We start from the raw sequence: 17,257 nt of genomic DNA on the forward strand, positions 1-17,257 counted from the left end.
ACGGAGGAGGACCGGACGGGCGCGAACTCGCGGGCTGTTTGTCGCCACCATGCAGGTCGTGACAGGATCTGTCAGGTGTTGCGATGGATAACCGCAGGTGAATCGCACGGCCCCGCGCTTGCCGCCGTGCTGGAGGGCATGGTGGCCGGCGTAGCGGTCACCACCGCCGACGTGACCGAACAGCTGGAGCGGCGACGCCTCGGGTTCGGGCGCAGTCCGCGAATGCAGTGGGAGACCGACCACATCGAGTTCACCGGTGGGGTCCGGCATGGTCTCACGCAGGGCGGACCGGTGGCGGTGCACATCGAGAACGCCGAATGGCCGAAGTGGGAAAAGGTCATGGCGGCGGACCCGGTGGATCCGGCCGAGCTGGAAGGCTTGGCGCGCAACGAGAAACTGACGCGGCCGCGGCCCGGTCACGCCGACCTGCCTGGAATGCAGAAGTACGGCTTCGACGACGCGCGCCCCGTGCTGGAACGAGCCAGCGCCCGCGAGACCGCCTCGCGCACGGCGCTCGGCACGGTCGCCAGGGCGTACCTGCGTCAGCTGCTCGGCGTCGAGATCATCAGCCACGTCGTGTCCATCGGCGCGGCTGAGGCGCCTGAGGGACCGCTGCCGGTGGCCTCGGACCTCGCCGCGATCGACGAGAGCCCGGTGCGCGCGTTCGGCCAGGAAGGCACCGACCTGATGGTCGCCGAGGTCGACGCCGTGCGGAAGGCGGGTGACACCGTCGGCGGTGTGATCGAGGTGATCGCCTACGGGCTGCCGCCGGGCCTCGGCTCGCATGTGCACTGGGACCGCAGGCTCGACGCCAGGCTCGCCGGCGCGCTCATGGGCGTGCAGGCGATGAAGGGTGTCGAGGTCGGCGACGGCTTCACCACCGCGCGTCGGTGGGGGAGCAAGGCGCACGACGAGATCGACCGCGGCACCGGCCCGGTCGGTGTCACGCGCCGGTCCAACCGGGCCGGAGGGCTCGAAGGTGGCATCACCAACGGCGAGCCGCTGCGCGTGCGTGTCGCGATGAAGCCGATCTCGACCGTGCCGAAGGCGCTGTCCACTGTGGACACCGCGACGGGTGAGCCCGCCGTGGCCATCCACCAGCGGTCGGACGTGTGCGCGGTGCCGCGTGCGGGTGTCGTGCTGGAGTCGGTGGTCGCGCTGGTCCTCGCGGACGCCGCGCTGGAGAAGTTCGGCGGCGACTCGCTCGAGGAGAGCAAGCGCAACGCGCAGGGCTACCTGAAGGCGCTCGAGGAGCGCTGGTGAGCCCACGCGCGGTGGTCGTCGGCCCGCCGGGCTCCGGCAAGAGCACCGTCGGGCCGCTGCTCGCGGCCGAGCTCGGTGTCGGTTTCCGTGACGCCGACGAGGACATCGTCGCCACGGCGGGGAAGTCCATTTCGGACATCTTCGCCGAGGACGGCGAGCCGGTTTTCCGTGCGATGGAAGCCGAAGCGATCGCCGTCGCGCTCGACGAGCACGACGGTGTGCTTTCGCTCGGCGGCGGCGCCGTGCTCGCGGAAGTCACGCGGAAGCGGCTGAACGGGCATGTTGTCGTCTTTTTGAACGTCGGCATGGCCGAGGGCGTCCAGCGCTGCGGTTTGTCCACCGCGCGGCCATTGCTGGCCGGGGTGAACCCGCGGGCGACGTACAAGGCGCTGCTGGACGCACGGCTGCCGGTCTACCGCGAGGTGGCCACGATCGAGGTCGACACCGACCACCGCACGCCAGAGGAGATCGTCGCCGAAGTCGGGCGGCGGCTGGCGGAATCCGTTACCGAAGGAGCGCAATGACCCACCCGGTCCGTGTCGAGGTCAAGACCGGACAGCCCTACGAGGTCGTGATCGGCCGTGGTCTGCTCGGTGAGCTGACCCAGGTGCTCGACGGCGCGTCGAAGGTGGCGCTGATCCACCCGCCGACGCTGACCGCGACCGCCGAGGCCGTCCGTGACGAGCTCATCGCCGCCGGGCTGGACGCGCATCGTGTCGAAATCCCCGACGCGGAGGACGGCAAGGCGTTGTCCGTGGCCGCTTTCTGCTGGGAAGTGCTGGGACGGATCGGCCTCGACCGGCAAGGTGTCGTCGTCGGGCTCGGTGGCGGCGCGGTTACCGACCTGGCCGGCTTCGTGGCGGCCACCTGGATGCGCGGCGTGCGTTTGGTCAATGTTCCGACAACGCTGCTCGGCATGGTCGACGCGGCCGTCGGTGGCAAGACGGGGATCAACACCGAGGCGGGCAAGAACCTGGTCGGGGCGTTCCACGAGCCGTCCGCGGTGCTGGTCGACCTGGCGACACTGGAGACCTTGCCCGCCAACGAACTCGTCGCCGGGATGGCCGAGATCGTCAAGGCCGGGTTCATCGCCGACCCCCGGATCCTCGAGCTCGTCGAGGCCGACCCGAAGGCGGCCGTCGACCCGGCCGGTGAGGTGCTCGCGGAGCTGGTGCGGCGCTCGATCCAGGTCAAGGCCGACGTCGTCGGGGCCGACCTGCGTGAGTCGGATCTGCGGGAGATCCTGAACTACGGGCACACGCTCGGCCACGCCATCGAGCGGCGCGAAAAGTACCGGTGGCGTCATGGCGCGGCGGTCAGTGTCGGGCTGGTGTTCGCCGCCGAGCTGGCGCGCCTGGCCGGGCGGCTCGACGACGCGACCGCCGAACGGCATGCCGCGGTGCTCGAATTGCTCGGTTTGCCGACGAAATACGACGCGGACGCGCTGCCGCACCTGATCGAGACCATGAAGGGCGACAAGAAGTCGCGCTCCGGGATGCTGCGGTTCGTCGTGCTCGACGGGCTCGCCAGGCCGGGCAGGCTCGAGGGCCCCGATCCGGCGCTGCTCGCCGCCGCCTACTCCGCGGTCGCGGCCGACGCCAAGCCCGGCGGGACGGTGCTGCTGTGAAGGTTTTTGTGCTCAACGGGCCCAATCTCGGCAGGCTCGGCAAGCGCGAGCCGTCGGTGTACGGCTCGACGACGTACGAAGATTTGGCCGCGTTGTGCGTCAAAGCGGGTGTGGAGCTCGGCATCGAGGTCGATGTCCGGCAAACCGACAGCGAAGCCGAAATGGTCGGCTGGCTGCACGAAGCGAGCGACAACGGCTATCCCGTGGTGCTCAACGCCGCCGCGTGGACGCACTACTCGATCGCCGTGCGCGACGCCGCCGCCCAGCTGACCGCGCCGTTGCTGGAGGTGCACATCTCGAATGTGCACAAACGTGAGGAATTCCGCCGGCACAGCGTGCTTTCCGACATCGCGACGGGCGTGATCGTCGGGTTGGGTGTCGATGGTTACCCACTCGCACTGAAGTGGCTGGCTGACAACGCCGCCGGATGAACGTTCCCGAGCTGAGGACCGAGCGGCTCCGGCTGCGCATGATCGACGAATCCGACACGGAGGCGCTGATCCGGGTCTTCAGTGACCCGGCGATGAGCAGATTCTTCCCGACCGACCTGAGCCATCCCGAGAACATACGGGCCACGATCGCCAAGCGCCTGGCTTTCGACGGGCCGGATGGCATGGGGCACTGGGTGATCGAACTCGACGATCCGGGTGGCGGGCACACGGGCGCCGGAAGCGGTGGTCCGGGTAGCGGGAACGGCCCGGATATCGGAGTGGATCGCGCCATCGGCAGCGACCTGGGCGCCGCTGGTGCTGGAGGCAGGTCGGGCGGCGGGGGCGGCGTGGTCATCGGGATCGCGCATTTGCGGCCGTCTTGGGAGCTTCCGGGCGACGTGGCGGAAATCGGGTATTCGCTGGACAGCTCGTACGGTGGCAAGGGGTTCGCGACCGAGGCGGCCGCGGCCGTCGTCGATTATGGGCTCAATACGCTCGGGTTGCCCGCGGTGTGGGCGTTGGTGCACGAGTCCAATGTGGCCAGCCTGAAGCTGGCCGAGCGTGTCGGTTTTCTGAACGTCGGCGTCGAGGAGTACTACGGGGCGCCGCATCGGGTTTTGGTCGCTTTGCCGACGAAACATGGGCGGGCGCACCATATCGAGCTGTGGACCGCCGATCTGGCGCGAGCCGAGGCGAGCTTCGGGTGGTTGCTCGGTGAGCTTGGGTGGCGGGAATTCCAGCGGTGGCCGGACGGGGTCAGCTGGAAGCGGGGGCATACGTACCTCGTGGTCGAGCAATCGCCGGCGTTGTCGACGGGGGAGCATGAGCGGACCCGCCCGGGGCTGAATCATGTGGCCTTTCACGTCGACACGCGGGACCGGGTGGATGAACTGGTGGCCGAGGCGGGACGGCACGGGTGGCGGTCGTTGTTCACTGAGCGGTACCCCCACGCCGGTGGGCCGGATCACTTTGCCGCATACCTGGAAAATGAAGACTCGTTCGAGGTCGAGCTCGTCGCAAACGATCACCCGAAAGCTGGGGGTAGCTTCCCCCAAGTGGGTTAGTCAGCCGCTACACTCGGCGATCATGAGGTTGTTTCGTCGTGGGGGACGGCGAGTCACGGTCGTGCCGGTGATCGTTCTGAGCGCGGTCGCTTTGGTCGCGGGCTGTAGCGGTGAGACGGCCCAGCCGCTCGCCGAGGGCGGCAGGCAGGGTGCGATCGGCGGCGGGAAGCCCGGACGCGCCGCCGACGTCGAACTCGCCACCGATGGGTCCCGGTCGACGGGGGTCGTCGCGGCCGGTGGGGCCGACGCGGTCTACAACTACGGCCCGGCCGTCATGGCCGAGGGCGGCCGGGTCCGCATGTGGTGGTGCAGCCAGCTGGGCTCCGCCGCGCCCGCGGGCGACGACATCCTGTACGCCGAGGCGGCGACGGCCGATGGGCCGTTCGCCGAGCCGAGGGCCGTTCTGTCCGGCAACCCCGGGGCGTTCGACGGGGTGCACACCTGCGATCCGTCGGTGCTGCGCGTCGGCGGGACCTACTACCTGTACTACACGGGCGCCGCGGGAGATCACGCGTTCGGCAACGCGATCGGGCTCGCCACCAGCACGGATGGTGTCACGTGGACTCGCGCGAACGGCGGGGGCGCGATACTCGGGCCGGCGCGTGACGTGCATCGGGACAACGTCTACGGCGCGGGCCAGCCGTCGGTCGTCTTCCTCGACGGCTGGTACTACCTGATGTTCACCGACACGACGGGGCGGGCGGCGGGGTGGAACGGCGCCGGGCAGTTCGTCATCCGGTCGCAGGATCCGGCGTTCACCAAGGGCGTCGAGGCGCTCGGCGAACGCGGGTTCGAGCACGCCTCGGGCACGAACGCGCCGCGCACCCGGTCGGTCGTCGACGGGTTCAGCGCCGACCTGATGTGGGTCGAGGCGCTCGACGCCTTCGCCATCGCGCACGAGACCTTCGAAGGCACCACGGTCACCTTCTTCGACCGCGACTTCAAGATGAGCCCGTTCCGCCCGGTGGTCATCCAGGGACCATGGCAGGAAGGGCCCGGGCTCGTCCGCCGCGCGGACGGCCACGCGCCTTTGTCGTCGGAGAACCCCTGTGACCGGGTGCCGCTCGACGTGGTCCGCGCGACAGTGATCGGTGGCGCGAAAGCGCCGACGGACCTCAAGCACTTCGGGATCGACGTCAAGGGGGTCGGCGCCTGCGCCGACCCGAAACGGGCCATGACCGTGCTCGACGGATTGGCCGCGCCGTCGCCCGCGCGGACGATGGACCTGCTGGTCGGCGGGAAGCTCGTGCGGGTGGATCGCCGGTCCGTCGCCGGGGCGCTGGCCACGCGGGTGCTCGACCGGCGTCCGCCGGAATTCGACAAGCTCCCGGTCGCCGCGCGGCTCACGGCGTCGGCCAAGGCCGTTCGGGCGCCTGAGCGGGGGATCGGGCTCGTGCTGGACGACGGCAAGCTCTGGCCGGTCGGCTCGGCCGATGTGACCGGGATGAACGACTCCTCGGTCGAGGAGATCACCACCGCGCAGTGGGACGCCTATCCAGCGGGTTCGGCACTCGCACGCTGATACTGAAGACCGGCGCCGGTCAGGCGGATTCGCCGCTTCCGGTCGGTTCTTCGACGGACGGCGTCTTTCCGGCGGTTTTGGTCTTTTTCGAGCCGGTGCCGGGCGGGTCCAGCCTGCCGCCGACGAACATGCCCAAACCCGCCGGGATGAGGACCATGAGCGCGGTGAACGCGGCCCCGCCGGTGAGGGCCTCGCCGAGCGCGGACACGCCCGTCTGGTCGACGAACACCGCCTTGCCGATGACCGTGAGCGGGGCGGACACGACGCCCGCGAGCAGCGCCGCGATGAACCAGGTCCGGCCGAGGTCGGTGTGCCGGAGCCACGCGTCGACCGCGCTCCACAGCGCCGCGGCCCCGATCAGCAGCGCGACGACGATCGACGAGCTGACCGTGCTGTCGGTCGGATGGAGCACGGCGATCTTGGCGAGGACGGTCGCGGCGGCGCCGTGCAGGACGGCCATCCCGAGTCCGCGGAGCAACCAGGCTGGCATCGTCGCAGTGTAGGCGGTGCGCACCGGGGCCGTCGGATGGCGTGGAGATCACACGGCGACCGTCAGGTCGACGGCCTGTCGGGCACCACCAGGCGGACTAAGGTGGAGGTCGTGCCTGAAACCCATGCTCACCGCCGCGCCGCCCTGGGTGTCTTGATCCGAGAAGCCGGGCTCGACGCGCTGCTGGTCACCGATCTGCTGAACATCCGCTACCTGACCGGGTTCACCGGTTCGAACGCGGCGCTGCTGGTGCACGGCGCCGGCGACGAGCACACCGTGTTCTGCACCGATGGCCGCTACGCCACCCAGTCCGCCGTCCAGGTCCCCGACCTGGAACGCGTCTTGGAGCGCGCCAGCGCTCTCGCGCTCGCCGCGCGTGCGGGCGAGCAGGGCCAGTACGGGCGCTCGGGGTTCGAGAGCCAGCACGTCAGCGTCGAGATGTACGACACGCTCAACGCGAAGTTCGGCGGTGAGCTCACGCGCACGCCCGGTCTCGTCGAGCAGCTGCGGCTGGTCAAGGACGAGCAGGAGATCGACGCGCTGCGCCAGGCCTGCTCGGCCGCCGACCGCGCGCTGTCGGACCTGATCATGCACGGCGGGCTGCATCCCGGCCGCACCGAGCAGGAGGTCGCCAGGGACCTCGAGAACCGGATGCTCGACCACGGGTCCGAGATCCGGTCCTTCGAGTCGATCGTCGCCGCGGGCGCCAATTCGGCCATCCCGCACCACCGCCCGACCGGGGCCGTGCTGGCCAAGGGCGACTTCGTGAAGCTCGACTTCGGCGCCACCGTCGACGGCTACCACTCGGACATGACCCGCATGGTGGTGCTCGGCGAGCCCGCCGACTGGCAGCGGGAGATCTATGACCTCGTGTTCCGCTCGCAGGCGGCCGGTGTCGACGCCGTGCTGCCCGGCGCGGATGTCGCCGCGGTGGACAAGGCCTCGCGCGACGTGATCGCCGACGCGGGCCACGCCGAGCACTTCGCGCACGGCCTCGGACACGGCGTCGGGCTCGAGGTGCACGAGGCACCGAGCCTGGCCACGACGGGCGTCGGTACACTGTCCGCCGGTATGGCGGTCACCGTCGAGCCCGGTGTCTATCTGGCCGGCCGCGGTGGCGTGCGCATCGAGGACACGCTGGTCGTGCGGGACGGCAGGCCCGAACTCCTCACCCTGAGCACCAAGGAACTCGTGGTCGTCTAACGCGGCCCGGAACTACACACAGGAGCATCAACCCGTGGCCACCACCAACGACCTGAAGAACGGTCTGGTACTCAAGCTCGACAACCAGCTGTGGAGCGTCATCGCTTTCCAGCACGTCAAGCCGGGCAAGGGCGGCGCCTTCGTGCGCACCACGCTCAAGCACGTGCTGACCGGCAAGGTCGTCGACAAGACGTTCAACGCCGGCACCAAGGTGGAGACCGCGACCGTCGACCGCCGCAACATGTCCTACCTCTACAAGGAGGGTGAGGACTTCGTCTTCATGGACCTGGAGACCTACGACCAGATCACCGTGCTCAAGGAGGTCGTCGGCGACAACGCCAACTACCTGCTGGAGAACACCGAGGTCCAGGTCGCGGTGCACGAGGGCGCCCCGCTCTACATCGAGCTGCCGACCTCCATCGAGATCGAGGTCAAGCACACCGACCCCGGCCTGCAGGGCGACCGCTCCACCGGCGGCACCAAGCCGGCCACCCTGGTCACCGGCGCCGAGATCCAGGTCCCGCTGTTCCTGACCACCGGCGAGATCATCAAGGTCGACACCCGTGACGGGCGTTACCTCGGCCGCGTTTCCAGCTGATGGCCGACGCTAAACCGGGCAAGCACCCCCAGCGCGGCGGCCCGATCAGCCGCCGCCAGGCCCGCAAGCGCGCGGTCGAGATGCTGTACGAGGCCGCGCAGCGCGACGCCGACGCGGTGACGCTGCTCGCCGGCCGGGTCGGTTCGACCGATGTGGACCCGATCGCGGACTACACCATCTCGCTGGTCGAGGGGGTCACCGCGCGGCGTGAGGCGATCGACGAGCTGCTCGCCGAGCACGCGCAGGGCTGGACGATCGACCGCATGCCGCCGGTGGACCTGGCGGTGCTGCGCGTCGGCGTCTGGGAACTGCTGTGGGCCGAGGACGTGCCGGACCCGGTGGCCATCGACGAGGCCGTCGGGCTGGCGAAGGAACTGTCCACGGACGACTCGCCGCGGTTCGTCAACGGCGTGCTCGGGCGCATCGGCACGATCGCCGACCGGCTGCGAGCGGTCCTCTAAAGCCTTAAGAAGCGGTTGTTTCGTGAGCGTTTTCGGTCCCCAAACCGAAAACGCTCACGAACCACCTACCTGGTGCAGGGGAGCGGTTCAGTCCTCTTTGGACGGGCGGGCTTCAGGAGGCAGCACACCCCAGTCGATCAGCTGCTCGGTGAGTTCCCCAGGGGTCATGTCATAGATGATCGCCAGCGAGCGCAGGTCCTCGGTGCGGATTGAGAGCACCTTGCCGTTGTAGTCGCCGCGCTGGCTCTGGATGGTGGCCGCGTACCGCGCGAGCGGCCCGACCTTTTCGGCGGGCAGCTGCTGGAGCCGCTCCAGGTTGATGACGATCTTGGTGGCGGGCTCGGCACCGGACGGAACGCGGCCCTCCGGCAGCAGCTCCACCACGGGGACCCCGTAGAAGTCGGCCAGCTCGGCCAGCTTCTGGACGGTCACGGCGCGGTCGCCGCGCTCGTACGAGCCCACGACGACGGCCTTCCAGCGCCCGCCGGACTTCTGCTCGACCCCGTGCAGGGACAGGCCCTGCTGCTGGCGGATCCCGCGGAGCTTGGCCCCGAGCGCCTTGGCGTAATCGCCCATGTGGTTGTTCTCCGTTTCCTCAACCCCCCGCACGGCGGACGACCGCTCAGGGGACTCCTTGAGTCGAATACTCAGAGTAATGGTTACGCATTGTTGTCATCAGGTCAAGCAGATCATCGTCCGACCTTTGGCAGATGCAAGTGACACCACCCGTAAGGCTGAGTGCCTGCTGCTGCTAGTGTCGTGTCGATTTCCTAGCCAAGCAGGGAATCGACGTCCTTTAAGGACCCGTCCAGAGAGGCGGGGAAGGAGGTCCGCCTTGGCGCCACGTACCCGTGGCGCGGCGGAACCGGTCGGTGAGCGGGAGCTGCTCTCCTCCGGCGATGTCGCGCGCACGATCGCCCGAATGGCCCATCAGGTCATCGAGAAGACCGCACTCGGTGCGGCTTCCGCCTCGGTGCCCGTTCTGCTCGGTATCCCCACCAGGGGGACACCGCTGGCCGAACGGCTCGCCGAGCGCGTCGAAGAGTTCTCCGGCGTCCGTCCGCCCACCGGGGCGCTCGACGTGACGCTCTATCGCGACGATCTCCGTCGCAAACCCACCAGGGCTCTCGAACATTCGCAGCTTCCGCCCGCCGGCATCGAGGACCGGGTCGTCGTGCTCGTCGACGACGTGCTCTTCTCCGGCCGGACCATTCGCGCCGCGCTCGACGCGCTGCGGGACATCGGCAGGCCCCGCTCGGTCCAGCTCGCGGTCCTGGTCGACCGAGGGCACCGCGAGCTGCCCATCAGGGCGGACTACGTCGGCAAGAACGTGCCCACTTCGCGCGCCGAGGACGTCGCCGTGCTGCTGTCCGAAGTGGACGGCCGGGACGCCGTGCTGCTGCGCACCAATCCCCAGAGCGATTCCCAGGGAGAAACCGAATGAAGCACCTGCTCGCCACCGACGGGCTCGACCCGGCGTTCGCGACAGCCGTGCTCGACACCGCCGACGAGCTGAAGCACACCCTGCTCGGGCGCGAGGTGCGCAAGCTCCCGACGCTGCGAGGCCGCACGGTCATCTCGATGTTCTACGAGAACTCCACCCGCACCAGGGTTTCCTTCGAGATCGCCGGCAAATGGATGAGCGCCGACGTGATCAACGTCTCGGCGTCCAGCTCCTCGGTGAACAAGGGCGAGTCCCTGCGCGACACCGCGCTGACGCTGGCCGCGGCCGGCGCCGACTGCCTGATCGTGCGGCACCCCGCCTCCGGCGCCGCCCAGCGCCTCGCCGGCTGGCTCTCGCACGTCGGCACGGCCGTGGTCAACGCGGGCGACGGCACGCACGAGCACCCGACCCAGGCGCTGCTCGACGCCGCCACCCTGCGGGAACGGCTCGGCTCGGTCGAGGGCCGCCGGATCGCGATCGTCGGCGACGTCCTGCACAGCCGGGTCGCCCGCTCGAACATCCACCTGCTGGCCGCGCTCGGCGCCGAGGTGGTGCTCGTCGCACCGCCGACGCTGCTGCCGGTCGGCGTCGAAAGCCTGCCCGTCACCGTTTCGCACGAACTCGACGCGGAACTGCCCACGGTCGACGCGGTGATGATGCTGCGCGTCCAGGCCGAGCGCATGCACGGCGGGTTCTTCCCGTCCGCCCGCGAGTACTCGATCTCGTACGGGCTCAACGAGAAACGCCTCAAGCTGCTGCCTGAGCACGCCGTCGTACTCCACCCCGGCCCGATGCTGCGCGGGATGGAGATCGCCTCGGCCGTCGCCGACTCACCGGCCTCGGCCATCACCGAACAGGTCCGCAACGGGGTGCACGTCCGGATGGCCGTGCTCTACCACCTGCTGGCCGGAGAAGGAGCCGCCGCGTGACCGCCGTGTTGATCAAGGGAGCCAAGCTCTACGGCGAAGGCGACCCGGTCGACGTGCTCATCGAAGACGGCGTCATCGCGCGGATCGGCACGATCGAAGAAGCCGGCGCCGAGGTGATCGAAGCGAACGGCCAGGTGCTCCTGCCCGGTTTCGTCGACCTGCACACCCACCTGCGTGAACCCGGCCGCGAGGACACCGAGACCATCGCCACCGGCTCCGCCGCGGCCGCGCTCGGCGGCTACACGGCCGTGTTCGCCATGGCCAACACCGACCCGGTCGCCGACAACGCGGTGATCGTCGAACACGTCTACCAGCGTGGCCAAGAGGTCGGTTTGGTCGATGTGCACCCGGTCGGCGCGGTCACCGTCGGGCTCAAGGGCGAGAAACTGGCCGAATTGGGCACCATGGCCAAGTCCAAGGCCAACGTCCGCGTCTTCTCCGACGACGGCCTCTGCGTCGCCGACCCGCTGCTGATGCGCCGCGCGCTGGAGTACACCAACGCGCTCGGCGCCGTCATCGCCCAGCACGCCGAGGAACCCCGGCTGACCGTCGGCGCGCAGGCGCACGAGGGGGAGCGGGCCTCGCGCCTGGGCTACACGGGCTGGCCCGCCTCGGCCGAAGAGTCCATCGTGGCCAGGGACTGCCTGCTCGCCGAGCACGCCAAGGCGCGCCTGCACGTCTGCCACGTGTCCACTTCGGGCACCGCCGACGTGCTGCGCTGGGCGAAGGCGCGCGGCACCCAGGTCTCCGCCGAGGTGACCCCGCACCACCTGCTGCTGACCGACTCGCGGCTCGAGACCTACGACCCGATCAACAAGGTCAACCCGCCGCTGCGCACCGAGTCCGATGTCGAGAAGCTGCGCGCGGCGCTGGCCGATGGCACGATCGACTGCGTCGCCACCGACCACGCCCCGCACGCCGTGCAGGACAAGGACTGCGAGTGGTCCGCCGCCCGGCCCGGCATGCTCGGCCTGCAGACCGCACTGTCCATCGTGGCCGAGACGATGGTCCGCACCGGACTACTCGACTGGCGCGGCGTCGCCCGCGTGATGAGCGAACGGCCCGCCGAGATCGGCGGGCTGACCGACCACGGCCGCCCGCTGGCCGAGGGCGAGCCGGCGAACCTCACCCTCGTCGACCCGGACGCCGAGTGGACGGTCAGCGGCCGCGAGCTCGCCAGCATCGCCGCGAACACCCCGTACGAGGGAATGCGGCTGCCCGGCGTGGTGACCGCCACCCTGCTGCGCGGGCGGATCACCGCGCGGGAAGGGAAAATCGGCTGATGGACCGTTTACTCCTGACGCTGGCGATCGCCGCCTTCTTCGTGCTCTGCTGCTGGGCGATGTGGCGGGGCTGGAAGCGCAAGGCGCGCACCCAGAGCGTGCAGGTGCCGGTCTTCGCCGACATCCCCGAGGACCTCGGCGAGCCGAAGCTCGAAGACTCCGGCCTCTACGTCAGCACCACCACCGCCGGGAACTGGCAGGACCGGATCGTCACCCGCGGCGCGGGCGTCCGGTCCAACGCCACCTGGCGGCTCTACGAATCGGGTGTCGCGATCGAGCGCGACGGCGCGCAGGACTTCTGGATCCCGGCCGAAGCGATCACCGGCGTCCGGCGGTCGGGCGCCATCGCCGGGAAGGTGATGGGCATGGACGGCCTGCTGGTGCTGACCTGGCTGGCAGGCGACGTGCCGCTCGACACCGGTTTCCGCGGCGACCCCGACGTCTATCCACAGTGGATCGAAGCGATCCACGCGAAGAGTGAAGGAAGTGCCTCGTGACACCCAGGACCCCTGCCGCGCTGGTACTCGAAGACGGCCGCGTCTTCCGTGGCGCGGCCTACGGAGCCCGCGGTGTGACCCTCGGCGAGGCGGTCTTCTGCACCGGGATGACCGGCTACCAGGAGACGCTGACCGACCCGTCGTACCACCGCCAGATCGTGGTGCAGACCGCGCCGCAGATCGGCAACACCGGCTGGAACGACGAGGACGACGAGTCCGACCGCATCTGGGTCGCCGGCTACGTCGTCCGCGACCCGGCGCGCACCCCGTCGAACTGGCGCTCGGTGCGCTCGCTCGACGACGAGCTCGCCAGCCAGGGCATCGTCGGAATCTCCGAAGTGGACACTCGCACGCTCACCCGGCACCTGCGTGAGCACGGCGCGATGCGCGCCGGGGTGTTCTCCGGCGACGCGTTGCGCGACGACCAGGCCATGCTCGACGAGGTGCTCGCCAGCCCGCCGATGAAGGGCGCCGATCTCGCGGGCGAGGTCACCGCGAAGAAGCCGTATGTCGTGGCCGCGCAAGGGGAAACGCTGTACCGCGTCGCCGCGCTGGACCTCGGCATCAAGGCGAACACGCCGCGGATGATGAGCCAGCGTGGCATCGAGGTGCACGTGCTGCCGTCGACGAGCACCATCGAGGACGTGCTCGCGATCGAGGCCGACGGGGTGTTCCTGTCCAACGGCCCCGGCGACCCGGCGACCACCGCGCACGCGACCGAGCTCACGAAAGCCGTGCTGCAGCGGGAGATCCCGCTCTTCGGCATCTGCTTCGGCAACCAGATCCTCGGCCGCGCGCTGGGCATGGGCACGTACAAGATGCGCTACGGCCACCGCGGCGTGAACATCCCGGTGATCGACGTGGCGACCGGCCGTGTCGCGATCACCGCGCAGAACCACGGGTTCGCGCTCGAGGGCGAACCGGGCAAGCCGTTCGAGACGCCGTTCGGCTCGGCCCAGGTCAGCCACTACTGCCCGAACGACGGCTGCGTCGAAGGCCTGCGTGCCGCCGACGTGCCCGCGTTCTCGGTGCAGTACCACCCCGAAGCGGCCGCGGGCCCGCACGACGCGGCGCCGCTGTTCGACGAGTTCACCAGCTTGATGGAGAAGGCCAAGTAAATGCCCAAGCGCACTGACATCGAGCACGTGCTCGTCATCGGCTCCGGCCCGATCGTGATCGGGCAGGCCGCCGAATTCGACTACTCCGGCACCCAGGCCTGCCGCGTGCTGCGCGAAGAGGGCCTGCGGGTCAGCCTGGTCAACTCCAACCCGGCCACGATCATGACCGACCCGGAGTTCGCCGACGCCACCTACATCGAGCCGGTCACGCCGGACTTCGTCGAGAAGGTCATCGCCGAAGAGCGTCCGGACGCGATCCTGGCGACCCTCGGCGGGCAGACCGCGCTGAACTGCGCTGTCGCGCTGCACGAGCGCGGCGTGCTCGACAAGTACGGCGTCGAGCTGATCGGCGCCGACATCGACGCCATCCAGCGCGGCGAGGACCGGCAGAAGTTCAAGAACATCGTCGCCGACATCGGCGCCGAGACCCCGCGCAGCCGGGTCTGCAACACCATGGACGAGGTCCGCTCGACCGTCGCCGAGCTCGGCCTGCCGGTGGTCATCCGGCCGTCGTTCACCATGGGCGGCCTCGGCTCCGGCCTGGCGTTCACGCACGACGAGCTGGAGCGGCTCGCGTCGACCGGGCTCGCCGAGTCTCCCGTCACCGAGGTGCTCATCGAGGAGAGCGTGCTCGGCTGGAAGGAGTACGAGCTCGAGCTGATGCGCGACAAGCACGACAACGTGGTCGTCGTCTGCTCGATCGAGAACATCGACGCCATGGGCGTGCACACGGGTGACAGCGTCACGGTCGCGCCGACCATGACGCTGACCGACCGCGAGTACCAGGTCATGCGCGACGTCGGCATCGACGTGCTGCGCGCGGTCGGCGTCGACACCGGCGGCTGCAACATCCAGTTCGCCATCAACCCGCGCGACGGCCGGATGGTCGTCATCGAGATGAACCCGCGGGTGTCGCGGTCCAGCGCGCTGGCCTCGAAGGCCACCGGCTTCCCGATCGCCAAGATCGCCGCGAAGCTCGCCATCGGCTACACGCTCGACGAGATCACCAACGACATCACCGGCGAGACCCCGGCCGCCTTCGAGCCGACGCTGGACTACGTGGTCGTCAAGGTGCCGCGGTTCGCCTTCGAGAAGTTCCCCGGCGCGGACCCGACGCTGACCACGACCATGAAGAGCGTCGGCGAGGCGATGTCCTTCGGCCGCAGCTTCCCCGAAGCGCTCGGCAAGGCGATGCGGTCGATCGACACCAAGTCGACCGGTTTCTGGACGCAGCCGGACCCCGCGGGCGCGACGCGCGAGAACACGCTCGAAGCACTGCGCGTGCCGCACGAGGGCCGCCTGTACGAGGTCGAGCGCGCGCTGCGGCTCGGCGCGACCGTCGAAGAGGTCCACCAGGCCAGCGGCATCGACCCGTGGTTCATCGACCAGATCGCGCTGATCCTCGAGGTCGGCACCGAGGTCCGCGACGCGCCCGTGCTCGACGAGCCGCTGCTGCGGCGCGCCAAGCGCACCGGCCTGTCCGACCGGCAGATCGCCGCGCTGCGCCCGGAACTGGCGGGCGAGGACGGCGTCCGCGCGCTGCGGCACCGGCTCGGCGTCCGGCCCGTGTTCAAGACGGTCGACACCTGTGCCGCCGAGTTCGCGGCCAAGACGCCGTACCACTACTCGGCCTACGAGACCGACCCCGCTGCCGAGTCCGAGGTCGCGGCGCAGACGGAAAAGCCCAAGGTCCTCATCCTCGGTTCGGGCCCGAACCGCATCGGGCAGGGCATCGAATTCGACTACTCGTGCGTGCACGCCGCACTCGCGCTGCGCGAGGCCGGGTTCGAAGCCGTGATGGTCAACTGCAACCCCGAGACCGTATCGACCGACTACGACACTTCTGACCGTCTTTACTTCGAGCCGCTCTCGTTCGAGGACGTGCTCGAGGTCGTGCACGCCGAGCAGGCGTCCGGCACGGTCGCCGGTGTCATCGTCCAGCTCGGCGGCCAGACCCCGCTCGGGCTGGCCCAGCGGCTCGCCGACGCGGGCGTCCCGGTGGTCGGCACCCCGCCTGAGGCCATCCACCTGGCCGAGGACCGCGGCGCGTTCGGCGAGGTGCTCACCGACGCCGGCCTGCCCGCGCCGAAGTACGGCACCGCGACCTCGTTCGACGGCGCCAAGCGCATCGCCGACCGCATCGGCTACCCGGTGCTCGTGCGGCCTTCGTACGTGCTCGGCGGCCGCGGCATGGAGATCGTGTACGACGAGGAGTCGCTCGCGGGCTACATCAAGCGCGCCACCGACGTCTCGCCCGAGCACCCGGTGCTCGTCGACCGGTTCCTCGACGACGCGATCGAGATCGACGTCGACGCGCTGTTCGACGGCGAGGAGCTGTTCCTCGGCGGCGTGATGGAGCACATCGAGGAGGCGGGCATCCACTCCGGCGACTCGTCCTGCGCCCTGCCGCCGATCACGCTCGGCCGGACGGACCTGGACGCGGTCCGCCGCTCGACCGAGGCGATCGCGCGCGGCGTCGGCGTGCGCGGGCTGCTGAACGTGCAGTACGCGCTCAAGGACGACGTCCTCTACGTGCTCGAAGCCAACCCGCGCGCGTCGCGGACGGTGCCGTTCGTGTCGAAGGCGACGGCCGTGCCGCTCGCCAAGGCCGCGGCGCTGATCATGACCGGCACCAGCATCAAGGACCTGCGCACCTCCGGTGTGCTGCCCGCCGAAGGGGACGGCGGCCACATGCCGGCCGACTCGCCGGTCGCGGTCAAGGAGGCCGTGCTGCCGTTCCACCGTTTCCGCACGCCGGAAGGCCACGGCGTCGACTCGCTGCTCAGCCCGGAGATGAAGTCCACCGGCGAGGTCATGGGCGTCGACGTGTCCTTCGGCAAGGCGTTCGCCAAGTCGCAGGCGGGCGCGTACGGATCCTTGCCGCTGAGCGGAAAGGTCTTCGTCTCGGTGGCGAACCGCGACAAGCGCTCGCTGGTGTTCCCGGTGAAGCGGCTGGCGGACCTCGGTTTTGAGATCCTCGCCACGTCCGGCACCGGGGAAGTGCTGCGCCGCAACGGAATCCCGTGCACCGTCGTGCGCAAGCACTCCGAGGGCAGCACCGAGACCGAGACCGACATCGTGGCGATGATCCGCGACGGCGGCGTCGACATGGTCATCAACACCCCGTACGGCAACAGCGGCCCGCGCATCGACGGCTACGAGATCCGCACCGCGGCCGTCGCCCGCGACATCCCCTGCATCACCACGATCCAGGGCGCCGCGGCCGCCGTGCACGGCATCGAGGCGCTGATCCGGGGCGACATCGGGGTCCGCTCACTGCAGCACCTGCAGGCCGCGCTGCGCGCGAAGTCGTGAAAAACCTCCGAG

At 69.8% G+C, this 17,257-nt stretch carries 17 protein-coding genes; 15 read left to right on the forward strand and 2 right to left on the reverse strand.

Features of this window, described 5'->3' with window-relative positions:
• Positions 1-75: 75 nt before the first annotated feature.
• The 6 genes from aroC to BLV57_RS24390 are packed head-to-tail and all read left to right on the forward strand — an operon-like array spanning position 76 to position 5,907.
• Positions 76-1,263 (forward strand): chorismate synthase, encoded by a 1,188-nt coding sequence (gene aroC / locus BLV57_RS24365; RefSeq protein ID WP_091292442.1) that lies wholly within the window; start codon positions 76-78, stop codon positions 1,261-1,263.
• Positions 1,260-1,787, forward strand: coding sequence for a shikimate kinase (locus BLV57_RS24370; protein ID WP_176968790.1), 528 nt, complete (start codon positions 1,260-1,262; stop codon positions 1,785-1,787). The genes aroC and BLV57_RS24370 overlap by 4 nt, the downstream gene beginning before the upstream one ends.
• Positions 1,784-2,890, forward strand: coding sequence for a 3-dehydroquinate synthase (aroB, locus tag BLV57_RS24375; RefSeq protein WP_091292444.1), 1,107 nt, complete (start codon positions 1,784-1,786; stop codon positions 2,888-2,890). Before BLV57_RS24370 ends, aroB begins: the two co-directional genes overlap by 4 nt.
• A complete protein-coding gene (gene aroQ / locus BLV57_RS24380; protein ID WP_091292446.1) occupies positions 2,887-3,321 on the forward strand; it encodes a type II 3-dehydroquinate dehydratase in 435 nt (144 codons plus the stop codon). The genes aroB and aroQ overlap by 4 nt, the downstream gene beginning before the upstream one ends.
• Positions 3,318-4,385, forward strand: coding sequence for a GNAT family N-acetyltransferase (locus BLV57_RS24385; protein ID WP_143047139.1), 1,068 nt, complete (start codon positions 3,318-3,320; stop codon positions 4,383-4,385). The genes aroQ and BLV57_RS24385 overlap by 4 nt, the downstream gene beginning before the upstream one ends.
• Positions 4,386-4,407: 22 nt before the next feature.
• A complete protein-coding gene (locus BLV57_RS24390) occupies positions 4,408-5,907 on the forward strand; it encodes a glycoside hydrolase family protein (RefSeq protein WP_176968791.1) in 1,500 nt (499 codons plus the stop codon).
• A 19-nt stretch (positions 5,908-5,926) separates the two neighbouring features.
• Here BLV57_RS24390 and BLV57_RS24395 read toward each other — a convergent pair whose 3' ends face one another.
• Positions 5,927-6,397 carry a B-4DMT family transporter gene (locus BLV57_RS24395; RefSeq protein WP_176968792.1) on the reverse strand — a complete coding sequence of 157 codons (471 nt, stop codon included), beginning with the start codon at positions 6,395-6,397 and terminating at the stop codon, positions 5,927-5,929.
• 111 nt (positions 6,398-6,508) lie between these two features.
• Between BLV57_RS24395 and BLV57_RS24400 the strand changes: the two genes are divergently transcribed.
• From BLV57_RS24400 to nusB, 3 genes are read left to right on the forward strand one after another with little or no spacing between them, the layout of a single operon-like run.
• A complete protein-coding gene (locus tag BLV57_RS24400; RefSeq protein WP_091293200.1) occupies positions 6,509-7,600 on the forward strand; it encodes a M24 family metallopeptidase in 1,092 nt (363 codons plus the stop codon).
• A 34-nt stretch (positions 7,601-7,634) separates the two neighbouring features.
• On the forward strand, positions 7,635-8,198 hold the full coding sequence (gene efp / locus BLV57_RS24405) for an elongation factor P (RefSeq protein ID WP_091292448.1): 564 nt from the start codon (positions 7,635-7,637) through the stop codon (positions 8,196-8,198).
• On the forward strand, positions 8,198-8,659 hold the full coding sequence (gene nusB, locus BLV57_RS24410) for a transcription antitermination factor NusB (RefSeq protein ID WP_091292450.1): 462 nt from the start codon (positions 8,198-8,200) through the stop codon (positions 8,657-8,659). The genes efp and nusB overlap by 1 nt, the downstream gene beginning before the upstream one ends.
• Before the next feature lie 87 nt (positions 8,660-8,746).
• Here the strand turns inward: nusB and bldD are convergent, their stop codons facing one another.
• Entirely contained in the window at positions 8,747-9,235 is a 489-nt protein-coding gene (gene bldD, locus BLV57_RS24415) for a transcriptional regulator BldD (protein ID WP_003096372.1), read from the reverse strand.
• A gap of 259 nt (positions 9,236-9,494) precedes the next feature.
• On the opposite strand from bldD, the gene pyrR reads away from it, so the two are divergent.
• Genes pyrR through carB form a run of 6 tightly spaced genes read left to right on the forward strand, consistent with a single transcriptional unit; the run spans position 9,495 to position 17,245 of the window.
• Complete coding sequence (pyrR, locus tag BLV57_RS24420) at positions 9,495-10,103, forward strand: bifunctional pyr operon transcriptional regulator/uracil phosphoribosyltransferase PyrR (protein WP_091292451.1); 609 nt, start codon at positions 9,495-9,497, stop codon at positions 10,101-10,103.
• Positions 10,100-11,032 (forward strand): aspartate carbamoyltransferase catalytic subunit, encoded by a 933-nt coding sequence (locus tag BLV57_RS24425; RefSeq protein WP_091292453.1) that lies wholly within the window; start codon positions 10,100-10,102, stop codon positions 11,030-11,032. The genes pyrR and BLV57_RS24425 overlap by 4 nt, the downstream gene beginning before the upstream one ends.
• Positions 11,029-12,315: a dihydroorotase gene (locus tag BLV57_RS24430; protein WP_091292455.1), complete on the forward strand. Its 1,287-nt coding sequence runs from the start codon at positions 11,029-11,031 to the stop codon at positions 12,313-12,315. The genes BLV57_RS24425 and BLV57_RS24430 overlap by 4 nt, the downstream gene beginning before the upstream one ends.
• On the forward strand, positions 12,315-12,812 hold the full coding sequence (locus tag BLV57_RS24435) for a PH-like domain-containing protein (protein WP_091292457.1): 498 nt from the start codon (positions 12,315-12,317) through the stop codon (positions 12,810-12,812). The genes BLV57_RS24430 and BLV57_RS24435 overlap by 1 nt, the downstream gene beginning before the upstream one ends.
• Complete coding sequence (gene carA, locus BLV57_RS24440) at positions 12,809-13,930, forward strand: glutamine-hydrolyzing carbamoyl-phosphate synthase small subunit (protein ID WP_091292458.1); 1,122 nt, start codon at positions 12,809-12,811, stop codon at positions 13,928-13,930. Before BLV57_RS24435 ends, carA begins: the two co-directional genes overlap by 4 nt.
• On the forward strand, positions 13,931-17,245 hold the full coding sequence (carB, locus tag BLV57_RS24445; RefSeq protein WP_091292460.1) for a carbamoyl-phosphate synthase large subunit: 3,315 nt from the start codon (positions 13,931-13,933) through the stop codon (positions 17,243-17,245).
• Positions 17,246-17,257: the final 12 nt, after the last annotated feature.

The organism is Amycolatopsis xylanica (assembly GCF_900107045.1).
GTDB classification, from domain to species: Bacteria; Actinomycetota; Actinomycetes; order Mycobacteriales; family Pseudonocardiaceae; genus Amycolatopsis; species Amycolatopsis xylanica.

Coding starts and splice junctions, on each gene's coding strand:
- aroB (WP_091292444.1), top strand. CDS start 1,784: ATGACCCACCCGGTCCGTGTCGAGGTCAAGACCGGACAGCCCTACGAG.
- BLV57_RS24385 (WP_143047139.1), top strand. CDS start 3,318: ATGAACGTTCCCGAGCTGAGGACCGAGCGGCTCCGGCTGCGCATGATC.
- BLV57_RS24390 (WP_176968791.1), top strand. CDS start 4,408: ATGAGGTTGTTTCGTCGTGGGGGACGGCGAGTCACGGTCGTGCCGGTG.
- BLV57_RS24395 (WP_176968792.1), bottom strand. CDS start 6,397: ATGCCAGCCTGGTTGCTCCGCGGACTCGGGATGGCCGTCCTGCACGGC.
- nusB (WP_091292450.1), top strand. CDS start 8,198: ATGGCCGACGCTAAACCGGGCAAGCACCCCCAGCGCGGCGGCCCGATC.
- bldD (WP_003096372.1), bottom strand. CDS start 9,235: ATGGGCGATTACGCCAAGGCGCTCGGGGCCAAGCTCCGCGGGATCCGC.
- BLV57_RS24425 (WP_091292453.1), top strand. CDS start 10,100: ATGAAGCACCTGCTCGCCACCGACGGGCTCGACCCGGCGTTCGCGACA.
- BLV57_RS24435 (WP_091292457.1), top strand. CDS start 12,315: ATGGACCGTTTACTCCTGACGCTGGCGATCGCCGCCTTCTTCGTGCTC.
- carB (WP_091292460.1), top strand. CDS start 13,931: ATGCCCAAGCGCACTGACATCGAGCACGTGCTCGTCATCGGCTCCGGC.